Origin of the sequence: Providencia rettgeri (genome assembly GCF_013702265.1) — a bacterium.
In the GTDB taxonomy this organism is placed as follows: domain Bacteria; phylum Pseudomonadota; class Gammaproteobacteria; order Enterobacterales; family Enterobacteriaceae; genus Providencia; species Providencia zhijiangensis.
Window position 1 is genome coordinate 2,028,365 of record NZ_CP059348.1, and the last position, 15,869, is coordinate 2,044,233.

A 15,869-nucleotide genomic window follows, 5' to 3' on the forward strand; every position below is an offset into this window, starting at 1 on the left:
ACAAAATAGAGCTATCTAATTATTTGAACAGGTCTGCACTGATGGTGACGCTGCCACCATTCGACTGCCATTCACGAGTGATATGGTAGTATTTTGCACCTTTAGCTTCTGCACGCTTGGCGATTTGATAACGAACTTCTGGGGTATTGGTGTAATAACCGGAGAAGGTAATAGAATCAAATGGAACCATCATAGCTGCGGCTGTTTTGTTCACTTCTTCAATGACATAGCCACTTGGTAATGTCACGCTAGTACGACCTGGTTGACTTGAGGAAGTTTCGAAGAAACGGCCAACCGCTTCGGTTGGTTCTTCTGAGCTTGCAACGCCTGGGATCAGAACTTTATCAGCAGCTTCACCACCTTGTGCTAACAACGCACGACCCGCTTCTGAATCAGCGGGAACAACTGCTTCTTCTTTTTGAATTTGGCGCTTAGGTGCATCTTTCTTATAGATATATGCGGTTGCTAAAGTGTTACCGCCGTCATTCATGGCTACGTTACGAACCACATAAAATGAGGCTGCATCTTTTTCTTTGGCTTTTTTCGCGATTGCTTCGTATAAGTCAGGTTCAGATGGGTAGAAACCACTTACAGTGACGGCATCAAAAGGTTGGTACACTTTTGCGTCCGCTTTAGACATTTCTTCAACACCACCGAAAACTCGGCGAGCAGATTCTTCACGTTTTGATGCATCTTTTGCGTACACATCAGCAACAACACGCATGTTGCCGCTGTCACCTACATCATCAAGGCTTTGAATGTAAAAGGCATAAGCCCCCATCTTATCAGCCCTACGGGAAACTGCATCGGATGCTTCATAGATAGCATTAAAACGCCCAGTGACGGTTATACGCTCATAAGGTTGTAATTCAGTAGCCTGTTTTGGCGTTAATTCAACAGCCGCCTGTGTAGCGGTTATACTAGTTAATGATAGCACCGCGGCTGCGATGACCGTAGTTTTCAGCTTCATACAAAATCCTTCCGCCTTGCGCAATTTATTATAAACATGCTGAATAAATAGTGGTAACACATGGCGGTGATTATTACACGTAACTGCCCATGTTGTCGCACTATTTTATTTTTATAAGATACAAATAATGATTGACTAGTCAAATTTACCAGTTTTTTTAAAGTATCCAGTATTTTATTGACCTAAAACTAAGATTTCCACGGTGAATTCCATTTACTGTCTTAGAATCGTGATCAATTATGGATCAATAAGGCTAATTTCAGTAGGTTATTAGGACATTTTACATCTGTTCAACGACAAAATAGGACTTTTCCTTTTGATAAGGCAGTCATTTTTTTGGCGAATAACCTACAACATAGATTACTTCGAGCTTTAAAAAGGGAATATTATGCGAATTGGTATACCAAGAGAACGACTTGCCAATGAAGCGCGTGTTGCCGCTACACCATCAACAGTTACCCAATTGTTAAAATTGGGTTTTTCGGTGTGTGTCGAGCAAAATGCGGGACATTTAGCAAGTTTTGATGATGCAGCTTATGAGCAAGCTGGTGCAGAAATTGTCTCTCGTGAGAGTGCATTTTCTGCGGATATTGTATTTAAAGTGAATGCACCATTGTCGGACGAAATTCCTTTATTAAAAGAAGGGGCGACTTTAGTCAGCTTTATTTGGCCGGCGCAGAACCCTGAGTTAATGGAGGCATTAAAAGCCCGTAATATCAACGTAATGGCAATGGATGCAGTGCCGCGTATTTCTCGGGCACAATCACTCGATGCATTAAGTTCAATGGCAAATATCGCCGGTTACCGCGCGATTGTGGAAGCAGCTCATGAATTTGGACGCTTCTTCACCGGTCAAATTACTGCTGCTGGTAAAGTACCGCCAGCAAAAGTGATGATCATCGGTGCGGGTGTGGCGGGTCTGGCTGCGATCGGTGCGGCAGGTAGCTTAGGCGCGATTGTGCGAGCATTTGATACCCGCCCAGAAGTGAAAGAGCAAGTTCAAAGTATGGGTGCCGAGTTCCTCGAATTGGATTTTAAAGAGGAGGCGGGTAGCGGTGATGGTTACGCGAAAGTGATGTCTGAAGCCTTTATTAAGGCAGAAATGGCGCTATTTGCTGCGCAAGCAAAAGACGTGGATATTATTGTAACGACAGCGCTTATTCCGGGTAGACCAGCACCGAAATTGATCACCAAAGAGATGGTCGAATCAATGAAGCCGGGCAGTGTGGTGGTTGACCTTGCCGCACAAACGGGTGGTAACTGCGAGTTGACCCAAGCGGATAAATTAGTTGTCACTGAGAATGGTGTCAAAATCATTGGTTACACCGATTTACCAAGCCGTTTACCAACGCAATCGTCTCAGCTATATGGGACCAACCTTGTTAACTTGATGAAGCTGTTGTGCAAAGAAAAAGATGGCGAAATCACGATTGATTTTGATGATTTAGTCATTCGCGGCGTTACTGTTATCAAGCAAGGTGAAATCACTTGGCCAGCACCGCCAATTCAAGTTTCAGCTCAGCCACAAGCGAAGCCGAAAGCCGTTGAAAAGGTGAAAGCGCCAGAGAAAAAAATGTCACCGGTAACCAAGATGGCACTGATGGCACTGGCTATCATCCTGTTTGGATGGTTCGCCAACTCAGCTCCAGCCGAGTTTTTATCGCACTTTACCGTCTTTGCGCTGGCTTGTGTGGTGGGATACTACGTGGTGTGGAACGTCACCCATGCGCTGCATACCCCGTTGATGTCGGTCACTAACGCCATCTCAGGGATTATTGTTGTTGGTGCATTGCTGCAAATTGGCAGTGGTGGCTGGGTAAGTTTCTTATCCTTTATTGCGATCTTGATCGCAAGCATCAATATTTTCGGTGGGTTCACAGTAACTCAACGCATGTTAAAAATGTTTCGTAAGGGATAAGGGGTAACTTATGTTGTCAAGTGGAGTTGTGACAGCAGCCTACATCGTTGCTGCTATCCTATTTATTTTCAGCCTCGCGGGGCTATCTCGCCATGAAAGTTCTCAACGCGGGAACACATACGGCATTATCGGTATGGGGATTGCCCTGATTGCCACCATTTTGGGGCCTCATAGCGCCAATGTGGCTTGGATGATTGTGGCAATGGTGATCGGTGCCGTGATTGGTATTCGTTTAGCCAAAAAAGTTGAAATGACCGAAATGCCTGAGCTGGTTGCTATCTTGCACAGTTTTGTGGGTTTGGCAGCGGTACTTGTGGGCTTCAACAGCTTTATTGCAAGTGAAGGTCACGCCAGCAGCGTGATGGAAAATATTCATTTAACGGAAGTTTTCTTGGGTATTTTCATCGGTGCGGTCACGTTTACAGGCTCAATTGTGGCTTATGGCAAACTGTCAGGAAAAATGTCATCTAAGCCGATGATGTTACCAAATCGCCATAAATTAAACCTTGCGGCCTTAGTCGTTTCATTTATTTTGCTGGTTATTTTCGTTAAAACTGACAGCGTTGGCCTGCAAGTTTTCGTGATGCTAATCATGACTGCGATTGCATTAGCCTTCGGTTGGCATTTAGTTGCCTCTATCGGCGGTGCAGATATGCCAGTGGTGGTTTCCATGCTGAACTCATATTCAGGATGGGCAGCGGCAGCGGCAGGTTTTATGCTCAGTAATGACTTGCTGATCGTGACTGGGGCCTTAGTCGGTTCATCGGGTGCCATACTTTCTTATATTATGTGTAAAGCGATGAACCGTTCGTTTATCAGTGTTATTGCAGGCGGGTTTGGTACTGATGGTTCATCAACTGGCTCTGAAGAAGAGATGGGCGAATACCGCGAAACCACAGCGGAAGAAGTCGCTGAAATGTTGAAAAACTCAACTTCAGTGATTATTACTCCGGGCTATGGTCTGGCTGTGGCTCAAGCGCAGTATCCGGTGCACGATATTACGGCAAAACTGCGTGAGCGTGGCATCAATGTTCGCTTCGGTATTCACCCAGTTGCAGGGCGCTTACCGGGGCACATGAACGTACTGTTAGCGGAAGCGAAAGTTCCTTATGACATCGTATTAGAAATGGATGAAATCAATGATGATTTCGCTGAAACAGATACGGTGCTGGTTATCGGTGCGAATGATACCGTTAACCCAGCGGCGCAAGAAGATCCAAACAGCCCAATTGCGGGTATGCCTGTGTTAGAAGTTTGGAAAGCGAATAATGTCGTTGTGTTTAAACGCTCAATGAATACAGGGTATGCAGGGGTACAAAACCCACTGTTCTTTAAAGAAAATACCCAAATGTTATTTGGTGATGCGAAAGCCAGCGTGGATGCAATTTTAAAAGCGCTGTAATTGCTTATCATTGACGGTATAAAATAAAACGCCCTGAATTCAGGGCGTTTTTATATCTGAATATTTTCTTTTTTATTATTAATCGAATTATGAGTAATTGATAATGGCCACTAAGAAGATAATAGTAAAAAGCTCACAAATATGTCTATTTAAGAGCTTCTAAATTTGATGTTTATCGCCAATTTAATTAATCATCCGCGGCACTAATAGGGCATACAAAGCCGTCAGGTTTAATCGCTAATAAATCGCATTTTAGCTTATCAATAACATGTTCCGCCGTATTTCCTAAGAACGCAGCAGAAAGCCCAGTACGACCTAATATGCCGAGTACCACGACACCCGCATGTAGCTCTTCACACATGTCAGGAATGATTTTTTCAGGTAGCCCTTCACGAACATGGGTGTATTTCTCATCAATTGCAAACTTCTGCCGCAGGCTTTTCATGGCTATCAGATGCTGACCGCGTAGGGCATTGTTATACAAGCTTGGGTCAAAATCAGGCAGTTCAATGGCAATGTTCATTGGCGCAATGGGGTAAGCGCTGACTAAATGAATTTCCTGCTCTTTAATGATCCTTCGAGCGAGATCTTGGGTTTTCTCAACCAACTTGATATTTAGGTCATCATGGTAAGATTCTTCATTAGAAAGATTCACCGCAACCACCACCGAACCGTGATCTGGCCAGACTTTATCTTTCACCATCCAAACAGGACACGGGCATTTTCTTAATAAATGCCAGTCTAATGGGGTAAAAATGATGGATTCTAAGTTGTCAGTTTGGTGCGCCATTTTCAGTAGAAGATCATGTTGACCGCTAATGACTTCCTGAATGATGGCTTCATAAGGCTTGTTGTGCCAAATGACTTTAATTTCTATCTCAATACCCGCTTCTAAATAAAAATGGGCTTGTTGCTTGATCCACGCGGCTTTTTGGCTGATCACCCCTTTGCGCATTGCATTGCGTTCCTCAGGAGAAAGCAGGGTAGTCATATCATAAGATAGGTCATAGATAGGCAGGAAGGCTTTTATCCGTCCGCCATTACGCTGTACGATATAAACTGCACGCCTTAATGCCGGTTGATCATCCTGATTTGGGTCGATTGCTACTAAAAGATTTTTATAGTTAGCCATGCTGACATCCTCTCAATAAACGGATAGTTCCATCTCTCTAAACTATGTTATTGGGGATAAATACGCAAGAAATGTGATTAAAAAGTAACAACGGATCACAAAGTTTGTGACCCGTTTATAGGAATATTAGCAAGAAACTGGGGATACTTTACCAGCGATATCAGTTAGTTTTGCCATATCGTCGATGGTAATATATTTACCTTTAACGCTGAGCATACCGCTTTTTTGGAAGCGACCTAACAGACGGCTAATTGTCTCAACGGTTAAGCCAAGGTAATTACCAATATCACCACGAGTCATGGTGAGTCTGAATTCTCTTGGAGAGAAACCACGCTCAGCAAAACGATGAGATAGGTTAAGAATAAATGCAGCTAAACGCTCTTCCGCATTTTTCTTAGATAATAAGAGGATCATTTCTTGGTCCCCTTTAATTTCACCGCTCATCAGGCGCATAATTTGTTGGCGCAGGTTAGGCATTTTGCCAGATAAATCGTCCAGCGTTTCAAATGGAATTTCACAAACCATTGAAGTTTCTAGCGCTTGAGCAAAACTTGGGTGCTGTGTATGAATAATGGCATCAAAACCAACGAGGTCGCCCGCTAAGTGGAAACCGGTGATTTGCTCATCGCCTTCTTCAGTAATGGTGTAGCTTTTAATTGTGCCAGAGCGAATAGCGTATAAAGAACGTAATTCATCGCCTGCTTTAAATAAAGCTTGGCCTTTTTGAATAGGTTTTTTACGTTCGATAATATTATCGAGTTGATCCAGTTCGTGTTCATTCAGAGTAAAAGGAATACACAGCTGACTAATACTGCAATCCTGGCAATGAATAGCACAACCACCAGACTGGATGCGACGAACAACTCTTTTTTCTGGGATCATATTAAATGCTCAATCAGGTTAAAATTATTGATATGAGTCAATTTTAGCATAAGATAATTGAACAGGTAAGGGCTATATAAGACAGAAACGAGTTATTAAATAAAAAAGCAAAGAATGCTAAATTTACCAATCTAATAGATTCAGCAGATCATGCTAATTTACAGGATATTAGCAATTGCAAGATTTGACCTATATTAAATACATAAATTTAATATATAAAAAGAGAGATAAAAAACATAGTAAAAACATGTTTTATTTTACATAGTTTATTAGCATTAAATTAACACAAGAATAAACAGAAAAATATCATTTTTTCCTATTAACCTATAAAAAGAGGTCATAATGAGTAACAATTTGATGTCGTTGCCCCCATTAATGACAGCTGTCGACATTATTGATCCAAGCGTTTCGGATGAACTGCAGCTAATAGAGATTCCGCTCCCTAAACTCCTTCCTGGTCATTTAATCGTTAAAGTGGAAGCCGCAGGTGTTAACCGTCCTGATATTTTCCAACGCAAAGGTTCATACCCGCCACCACCAGATGCATCGCCAATCATGGGACTTGAGGTATCGGGTACGGTTGTGGCTAAAGCCGATGATGTGACGCAATGGACGATAGGTGACCGTATTTGTGCGCTTGTGGCAGGTGGTGGTTACGCCGAATACTGCTTAGTGCACCAAGATATCGCTTTGCCATTAGGAAATTTATCCTTTGAAGAAGGGGCGGCTATCCCAGAGAACTTTTTTACTGTTTGGGCGAATATGTTCCAGATTGGTCAGCTGAAACAAGGGGATACAGTACTTATTCATGGTGGCACCTCGGGTATTGGTAGTGTTGCTATCCAACTCGCAAAAGCATTTGGTGCCACGGTGATAACGACGGTTGGCTCAGAAGATAAAGCGGTAGCGGCGAAATCACTTGGTGCGGATTGTGTGATTAATTACCGAACAGACGATTTTGTGAAAGTGACTCAGGAGTATACAAATCATCATGGTGTGAATATGGTCGTCGATATTATTGGTGGCGACTATGTGAACAAAAACTACGTAGTAGCAGCAAAATTTGGGCGGATCATCCAAATTGGCATGATGAAAGGAAACCCAACTCAGCTGAACATGATGCCATTGATGGTAAAACGTTTAACCCATACAGGGTCAACAATGCGCTCTCGAAGTAATGAAGAGAAAGCGCAAATCGCTAAAGAGCTGCATCAGCAAGTATGGGGAATGCTACAGAACGGTAAGATAAAACCAATAATTAACAAAATATATACATTATGTCAGGTGGAAAGCGCACATCACCATATGGAATCAGGGGATTTGATTGGTAAAATTATTTTAGTAAACAGTTAGCTACGGCTTAACTATTTTTTAATGTTTATATAATTAGATAATAATTACGTATGTTATTATTTTTTTATTTATAACAAATAATTTACATTATCAAGTCTTTTAAGCGTAAATATCTCTTTACAGATGATTAATTTTTGAATTTTTGTGCCTGCCCACAAATCCGAACAAAATTAAGATGAGTTTGTTAATGTTTTAATGAAGATGGATTATATCTATAGACAAGTTGGCTCATTAACGGCTTGTCTACTACTGAATATAGGTTAAGGATATAAGTCTAGTCATATCATTAACAAGTTGTCATTCGACACAGACATCCCCCCGTTATTGCACTTTCCAATGATAATAAGTTGAGTAACTTAATGCAGCTGGTGCCAGCCAGCTGTAGTTTGAAGGTGTAGTGATAATGAATAATTTTAAAAATAAAAACATGAATGTCGATGCATTGTTCCTCGGACCTAAATCTGAAAATGCGGTATTTTTTAGAGAAATGATGGAATACGCAGTGACTGAGCATATGCATTGGCGTTCTGGTTATCATCCCGAAGATCCCGATTTAATTACTACCGTCGATAGATATGCACCTGAATATCGGGATACGTTATATCGCACTGAAGGTATCCTTAATCAGCTTTCCTCGAAATTGAAAACTACGTCAGTGCCTTGGTTTTCACCGCGTTACATGGGGCATATGAACGCGGATACACTGATGATCTCCAATCTCGCGTATGTCATGGCAATGATGTACAACCCAAATAACTGCGCACAAGAATCTTCGCCAACGACGACGGTATTAGAAATCGAAGCGGGGTTAGATTTATGCGGTATGTTTGGGTATGACGTGCAAAAATCTTGGGGGCACATTACCTCTGGTGGCACAGTAGCTAACTATGAAGGGTTATGGGTCGCGAGAAACATCAAAACCTTGCCTTTAGCCATGGCATCCCATCCTCAAGCCAAACAACTTTTAACGGATATTTCAGAAACCGCATTACTGAATATGCGAACTAGTGATGTACTGGATCTGATTGATGAGTTGAAAAAACAAGGATTGTTTGAAGAGATCCGTAATCTGACCTGCCGAGGTACCGGCGTTGAACAAGGTAAACTCGGTAAATTATTAGTGCCGCAATCCAAGCATTATTCGTGGATGAAAGCGATGGATATTTTAGGGTTAGGGCAGCAAAACATTGTTCAACTTCCCGTGGATAAACGTTATCGCACGGATGTGGCGCAAATGCGTGACATCGTTTTCTCTCTCATTGAAAAGGGTGAACCGATCCTAGCCGTGGTTGCCGTTGTCGGAACCACAGAAACAGGTGCTATTGATAACGTCGCTGAAGTCATCAAATTACGGGAAGAATGTGAACAACGCTTTGGCGTTTCATTCTATGTGCATATTGATGCCGCGTATGCGGGCTATGCCTGTGCGATGTTCCGTGATGAAAACAACCAATTCCTTGAATATGATGCGCTTATTGAGCGTTACCATAGCGAAGGTGTTTTCCCGCCAGATATCGTTTGGCCAAAGCCCGATGTTTATCAAAGTTTCCGTGCTTTAAACCAAGCTGATTCCATCACAGTCGATCCGCATAAAGTTGGTTTTATCCCTTATGCGGCAGGGGCGATTTGTATGAGGGACAAACGCATTGTCGATTTGATTTCCTATCATGCGGCCTATGTGTTTGAAGAAGTGAAAGAAAGTAGCCGTAAAACCGATAAGCAACAGAATGTATTACTGGGTTCATCGATTATGGAAGGCTCAAAAGCAGGTGCGACGGCAGCGGCGGTATGGGCTGCTCATCGGTTAGTTCCGCTGAACTTATTGGGGTATGGCAAGGTCATCGCAGCAGGGGTTACAACCGCCAATTGGATGATCGAAAAAATCAATGCCAGCGAGCCGTTTGTGATTGATGGGCGTGAGTTTACATTGGCAGCGATGCCTGCACCGGATTTCCACATGATCAATTTTATGTTCAGGGAGACGGGCAATACCTCATTAGAGAAGCAAAACCAGTTAAATAAACGTTTGTATGAACTCTGCTCTTATGCGGCAGGACGTACTTATGCAAATGACTTTTTAACCTCGTCAACATCACTAACCCATGAAGAATACGGTGATAATCCTCAGAATCTGTGTCTAGAAGCGAATTTCAAGGAAGAGGAATGGCATAAAGTCCATTCAATTTATGTATTAAGGGCCGCAATTATGACCCATTGCCTGCGTGATAAACAGCACTTCGAAAGCTACTGGAATGAATTAAGAAACATCTTTGAAGACAAACTACAACAGCTCATTGATGAAGAAAATAAACGTAATCATTCCATCCAAAAAGTTAGTGTTTAATTAATTTTGTTAGGATCTCAATATGAAAAATCGCACACTTGGTAGTGTTTTTATTGTTGCAGGTACTACGATCGGCGCTGGAATGTTGGCGATGCCAATTGCAGCGGGAAGTAACGGGTTTTCAGTCAGTTTAGTGATGTTGTTTGGGTTGTGGGCGCTAATGTGCTACACCGCATTATTGCTGGTTGAGGTTTACCAACATGAATCTCATGAAACGGGGATAGGTAGTGTTGCTCAGCGCTATTTAGGTTCTGGTGGGAAGTTCATTACTGGTTTCAGTATGATGTTTTTAATGTATGCCTTAACCGCCGCGTATGTGACAGGCGCAGGGCAAATTATTACTTCAAACCTGAAAGGCAGTTTTGCCATTGAAATGGCAGATTGGATGGGGATTGTCATCTTTACCATTATCGGTGGTGGGGTGGTTTGCTTTGGTACCTCGTCTGTCGATTTTATTAACCGCATCTTATTTACTGCCAAGATTGTGTTTTTAGTGATCATTCTTGCGATGATGTTCCCGCATGTTGAACAAGTGAACTTGCTTTCTTCACCAACAGAAAAAATCCTGATCCTCGCGGCTATCCCTGTCTTCTTTACATCATTTGGTTTCCACGGAAGTGTACCAAGTGTCGTGAAATATATGGGCGGTGATGTCAAAAAACTGCGAATTATCTTTATCTTAGGAAGTGCGATTCCGTTAGTTGCCTACATTTTATGGCAAATCGCTACGCTGGGCAGCATTAGCACAAGTACCTTTGTGGGGATTTTAGCTGAAAACTCAGGGTTAAATGGATTGCTTGAAGCCATTAAAGCAGTTGCGCAGTCAGGTAAAACTGAACTCGTCGCTCAAATGTTTATGAGCTTAGCATTAGCCACATCATTCCTTGGTGTTGCGTTAGGCTTGTTTGACTTCTTAGCAGACTTGTTTAAACGCCAAGATAACGCTTCAGGGCGTATTCAAACTGGGTTAATTACCTTTTTACCACCGCTGGTTTTTGCCTTGTTTTATCCGAAAGGCTTCGTGATGGCGTTAGGTTATGCGGCAATCGCGCTGTCTATCTTAGCGTTATTACTGCCAAGCGCGATGGCTCTGAAATCACGAGATGTTAACCCTCGTAAGTATCAAGTACTCGGTGGCAAGCCTGCATTATGGATTGTATTCCTGTGTGGTATTGCGGTTATTGGTATCCAGCTTGGTATTGTTTTCAAAGTTCTGCCTGATATTGGCTAACACTAACGAGTTATTGTTTTGATTTAGAAAGCCAGTTCTCTCGCAGAACTGGCTTTTTTCATTTACGAAGATCACTAAAAACACTTTTTGTACGCTAAGACGCTAATTTTCTCGTTATCATAATGATAATGGTTATCATTAGCACGCAATGATAAAAACAGATATATCTAATTCTGGCATTATTCAGAAAACCGATTATGATATTAGATATATCGGTTTTTAATTTTTGCACATTCACTGAGAGATCAAATGGACAATCCAAAAACCCTCGATACATGCCTATGCGAGGGTAAAAGTGTTCGGCGCATGTTTAATCCAAAACAACTGCGTATTTATATTTTGCATTTACTCGTAGATGGTGCGAATTATGGTTATGAACTGATAAAAAATATTAGTGAAGGAACGGCAGGATTTTATTGTCCAAGCCCTGGCGTGATTTATCCGACACTAACATTGCTGGAAGAGGTGGGTTTTATTTCAACCAGTAAAGGAACGGGCAAAGGGCGTAAATGCTTTGCCATTACGCCGGAAGGTCGCTGTTTTTTACTATTAAAGGCAGAGATTCTTGCTGAAGTGAAAATGAAGCTAAATTATGCACAAGAACTGAAAGCCGGAAATCAATTTGCCAATGAAATTGAGTTAGCGGTTGATAAATTCAAGTCATTACTCAGACACAAAATTGTTTTACAACAGTTATCGAAACAAGAATCCGCCCAAGTGGTCAACATTATTAACCAAGCTGTGAAACGCATTGAACAAGTGAATGCGGCGCTATTAATTTCAGAAGAGAACGTAGTAGAAGGAAAATAACATGGCAAAAACCCGTCATATTATCCAAGTTAAAGAGCAAATTCATATGAAAGAAACTATGCAGCCAGAACAAGTGATGCAGCCGGAAGAAAATAAGCAAATTGAGCCAAAAGAAGAACCGGCAGATTCTGCACCGAAGAGTAAGGTGAAATTTAAAGAGGTCGTTTGCCCAAGTGTGCCGATGTCATACTTTAAGCGAGCAAAAAAACAGAAATATTAAGTTGAGTTCCACGTAACATAGAGTGGCAAAACAGTTATTCATAAAATGAGAGTAAATAGGGTGATTGGCCCTGAGGAATCCCCTAATGATTTTGATAAAAATCATAAATTTAAGGTAGATGCACATCTTGTCATGTGATCAAATGGTTCTGCGAAAAATCAATAACCAGACAACAAGATGTGCGAACTCGATATTTTACACGACTCTCTTTACCAATTCTGCCCTGAATTGCACTTAAAACGACTCAACAGTTTAACGCTGGCTTGCCACGCATTACTTGAATGTAAAACGCTCACTCTTACCGAACTTGGTCGTAACCTGCCAACGAAAGCCAGAACAAAACATAACATCAAACGAATCGACAGATTGTTAGGTAATCGTCACTTGCACAAAGAGCGACTCGCTGTATACCGTTGGCATGCCAGCTTTATCTGTTCAGGTAATTCGATGCCCATTGTTCTTGTTGACTGGTCTGATATTCGTGAGCAAAAACGGCTTATGGTATTGCGGGCTTCGGTGGCACTACATGGTCGTTCTATTACTCTTTATGAGAAAGCGTTTCCGCTTTCAGAGCAATGTTCAAAGGCGGCTCATGACCAATTCTTAGCCGACCTCGCAAGCATTCTACCGAGTAACACTACACCGCTTATTGTCAGTGATGCAGGCTTTAAAGTGCCATGGTATAAATCCGTTGAAAAGCTAGGTTGGTACTGGTTAAGTCGAGTGAGAGGGAAAGTGCAATATGCAGATTTAGGTGCGGAAAACTGGCAACCTATCAGCAACTTACATGGCACCTCTTCAAGTCGAACAAAAACTTTAGGCTATAAGAGGTTGACTAAGAGCAACCCAATCTCATGTCAAATTGCACTGTATAAATCACGTCCTAAAGGCCGAAAAAATCAGCGTTCGACACGGACCAATTGTCATCATCCATCACCTAAAATCTACTCCGCTTCGACAAAAGAACCATGGGTTTTAGCGACTAACTTGCCCGTTGAAACTCGAACACCCAAGCAACTTGTTAAGATCTACTCAAAGCGTATGCAGATAGAAGAAACCTTCCGAGACTTAAAAAGCCAAGCATACGGTCTAGGACTCCGACATAGCAGAACTAGCAGCCCAGAGCGCTTTGATATCATGCTACTGATCGCCCTAATGCTTCAACTGACATTTTGGCTTGTTGGCGTACATTCACAGAAACAAGGTTGGGATAAACACTTCCAAGCAAACACTGTCAGGAATCGAAATGTACTCTCAACAGTGCGCTTAGGCATGGAAGTGTTGCGGCATTCTGGCTACACAATAACGAGGGAAGACTTGCTCGTAGCTGCAATCCTGCTTGCTCAAAATCTATTCAAACATGGTTGCGCTTTGGGGAAATTATGAGGGGATCCCTCAGTGATTGGCCTCCATTTCACCGATAAAGATTTGCGTTACTTTATTAATAATTATTTTGTCACAGTATTATTTTGACATTGAAGTAATAAAGAAGCCCCTAGCGCAAGTTTGCAGCTAGGGGCTTTATTATTTTAGATCTCGAGCATAGTTTGAATTCGTTCTATCTCTTCAATCCACTGCTGCTGAAGTAAAGGCTTCTGATGAGCAACTTTACGTTGTTTATCGGCTGCTAACTTTTCCTCCAATTCTAACAGTTGTTCAAGAAGGTCATCTTCATGAGAATGAGCAATGGCTTCTGGTATATTTTCAGAAATCAAACGGGTCTGATTCTTTTCTAATTCGTCCTCTGATAAGGCAGATTGGCTCTCTATCTTCAGGTAAATTTCCTCAAGACTCAGATACTCTTCCAAGCGATTATTGTGAATATACCAATAACGCTGGCAACTATTCTCAATTAACCATTTATCATGGCTAACCACCAATAGCGCCCCTTCGAATTGGGATATTTGCTCACTTAATGCTTCCTTACCTTCAAGATCAAGGTGGTTTGTTGGTTCATCCAGCAAAATCAACGCGTATTGCGCCAAACTGAGCCCAATAAATAACAAACGTGCGCGTTCGCCACCACTTAACGTTGCCACTTTTTGCTGATGGCGAGAATAGACAAAACCTGCACTGATCAGCGCCATTTTTCGTTGTTCATCGGTGAGAGGGGCAAAATGCCGCAACGCATCGATTAAACTATCGTGATCATTCAATTGTTCTAACTGCTGATCGTAATAACCCACTGAAATCGTTGGATGAAACTTTAACTGAGTTTCATAACGCAAATCCGCGAGGTATTGCTGCCAAATCAAACGCAATAACGTGGATTTTCCGCAACCATTGGCGCCCATAATGGCAATTCGGTCACCGCTTTTCACTTGCGAAAAGGGGACTGAAAACAGAAATTGTCCGTCCGGCGTGGTGACTTGCGTATTATCCAACTCAAGCACTCGATCGGCAGGAATCGCTTTGCCATTCAGCAGCAATTGCCATTGATAGCCTTCAGTGAGGTCGGTTTGATCCTCTTTTAAACGATCTATTTGCTTTTCCATCTGCTTCGCTTTGCGGGCAAGCCCTTCATTATCATAAACCTTACCCCAAATGGCTAACCGTTTGGCACTTGAAGCAATACGGTCAATTTCCTTTTGCTCAGCGTTAAAGCGATGCTCATCGGCGCGGTCGGTTTCTGCTAATGCTTGGCGTGCTTGGCTGCATGGAAGACGATAAAAATGCAGAGTTTTATCCCGTAAAATCCACGTACTGTTTGTCACCTTATCCAACAAGGATTGGTCATGAGAAACCAACACAAAGCTACCTTTCCAGCTCTGAAGGAAATTCCCTAACCAAATAAGGGTAGGTAAATCCAGATGGTTACTCGGTTCATCTAACAGCAATAAATCAGGCTGGCTGATTAACGCGCGTCCTAACAGTAAACGTGTATGTTGACCACCACTAATGGCATTTGCTGATTGCTCCCACTGATGAGGTGCAAATCCCAATTCCGTTAATAGCACTTCTGCTCGCCAACGTTCGGAAAGATGTTCTTGTGTAGGCAATTTTTGCAGTAGCGCATTTATCAAGGTTAACGGGGCGACTTCTGCCGGAAGATGCTGCTCGATATATGCCGTAACACAATGATTGGCATAGGTAATTTTCCCGTTATTTGGTGATAACTGGGAAGTTAACAGCTTTAATAAGGTACTTTTGCCGCTACCATTGTGACCAATCAGACCAATACGGTCACCTTGCAGTAAAGTGAAGCTGATATCAGACAGTAATGAGGTGGTGGATGTATCGTAGTTTAATGATTTTACAGATAATAATGTGCTCATAGCTTACTCAAATTCTAGGCGTAAAAACGCCGGGTATCGTCGATACGACAACCCAGTAAGCTGAGAAAAGACTCTTTAGCTGCTTTGCTCAGGCAGGGTTATCGCAGTGTAACACTGTGAAAGCCTGAGCTCTGGCGATTACCAAAGAAGTGTGAGTATTCAATAAGATCACACAACAGCATAAGATTAGCCTCCTTTTTTATTTTCAATATTTCGGTTGAACAATGGGCGGATGATAGCAAAGAGGAGGATTTTAGAGCAATAGCAACCATTCACTCTGTTTATCTGTTGTTATGAATCATTGGTTATAAATCATTCTTATAATGGCGTTG

12 protein-coding genes are annotated in these 15,869 nt (G+C 42.1%); 8 read left to right on the forward strand and 4 right to left on the reverse strand.

Going from position 1 to position 15,869, the window contains the following annotated elements:
* Positions 1-19: 19 nt before the first annotated feature.
* Positions 20-970, reverse strand: coding sequence for a DUF1471 family protein YdgH (ydgH, locus tag H0913_RS09325; RefSeq protein ID WP_154603864.1), 951 nt, complete (start codon positions 968-970; stop codon positions 20-22).
* A 388-nt stretch (positions 971-1,358) separates the two neighbouring features.
* On the opposite strand from ydgH, the gene pntA reads away from it, so the two are divergent.
* Both pntA and pntB read left to right on the forward strand, forming a co-directional pair.
* Positions 1,359-2,888, forward strand: a complete 1,530-nt coding sequence (pntA, locus tag H0913_RS09330; protein WP_154603863.1) for a Re/Si-specific NAD(P)(+) transhydrogenase subunit alpha — start codon at positions 1,359-1,361, stop codon at positions 2,886-2,888.
* Positions 2,889-2,901: 13 nt separating this feature from the next.
* Positions 2,902-4,290 carry a Re/Si-specific NAD(P)(+) transhydrogenase subunit beta gene (pntB, locus tag H0913_RS09335; protein WP_181478731.1) on the forward strand — a complete coding sequence of 463 codons (1,389 nt, stop codon included), beginning with the start codon at positions 2,902-2,904 and terminating at the stop codon, positions 4,288-4,290.
* A gap of 187 nt (positions 4,291-4,477) precedes the next feature.
* On the opposite strand, the gene uspE is transcribed toward pntB, so the two are convergent.
* Positions 4,478-5,422, reverse strand: coding sequence for a universal stress protein UspE (uspE, locus tag H0913_RS09340; protein ID WP_132495897.1), 945 nt, complete (start codon positions 5,420-5,422; stop codon positions 4,478-4,480).
* A gap of 126 nt (positions 5,423-5,548) precedes the next feature.
* Positions 5,549-6,304: an FNR family transcription factor gene (locus H0913_RS09345; protein ID WP_006659880.1), complete on the reverse strand. Its 756-nt coding sequence runs from the start codon at positions 6,302-6,304 to the stop codon at positions 5,549-5,551.
* 342 nt (positions 6,305-6,646) lie between these two features.
* Here H0913_RS09345 and H0913_RS09350 point away from each other — a divergent pair, with 342 nt between their 5' ends.
* From H0913_RS09350 to H0913_RS09375, 6 genes are all read left to right on the forward strand, one after another.
* Positions 6,647-7,657, forward strand: coding sequence for an NAD(P)H-quinone oxidoreductase (locus tag H0913_RS09350; protein WP_181477132.1), 1,011 nt, complete (start codon positions 6,647-6,649; stop codon positions 7,655-7,657).
* A gap of 403 nt (positions 7,658-8,060) precedes the next feature.
* Positions 8,061-10,001 (forward strand): pyridoxal phosphate-dependent decarboxylase family protein, encoded by a 1,941-nt coding sequence (locus H0913_RS09355; protein ID WP_154603862.1) that lies wholly within the window; start codon positions 8,061-8,063, stop codon positions 9,999-10,001.
* A gap of 82 nt (positions 10,002-10,083) precedes the next feature.
* Positions 10,084-11,232: a tyrosine transporter TyrP gene (gene tyrP / locus H0913_RS09360; RefSeq protein WP_230086653.1), complete on the forward strand. Its 1,149-nt coding sequence runs from the start codon at positions 10,084-10,086 to the stop codon at positions 11,230-11,232.
* A gap of 249 nt (positions 11,233-11,481) precedes the next feature.
* Positions 11,482-12,042 (forward strand): PadR family transcriptional regulator, encoded by a 561-nt coding sequence (locus tag H0913_RS09365; RefSeq protein WP_181477133.1) that lies wholly within the window; start codon positions 11,482-11,484, stop codon positions 12,040-12,042.
* 1 nt (position 12,043) lies between these two features.
* Complete coding sequence (locus H0913_RS09370) at positions 12,044-12,262, forward strand: DEAD/DEAH box helicase (protein ID WP_154603859.1); 219 nt, start codon at positions 12,044-12,046, stop codon at positions 12,260-12,262.
* A gap of 177 nt (positions 12,263-12,439) precedes the next feature.
* Positions 12,440-13,648 (forward strand): IS4 family transposase, encoded by a 1,209-nt coding sequence (locus tag H0913_RS09375; protein ID WP_072666889.1) that lies wholly within the window; start codon positions 12,440-12,442, stop codon positions 13,646-13,648.
* Between the two features lie 143 nt (positions 13,649-13,791).
* Here the strand turns inward: H0913_RS09375 and H0913_RS09380 are convergent, their stop codons facing one another.
* Positions 13,792-15,537: an ABC-F family ATP-binding cassette domain-containing protein gene (locus H0913_RS09380; RefSeq protein ID WP_181477134.1), complete on the reverse strand. Its 1,746-nt coding sequence runs from the start codon at positions 15,535-15,537 to the stop codon at positions 13,792-13,794.
* Between the last annotated feature and the right edge of the window lie 332 nt (positions 15,538-15,869).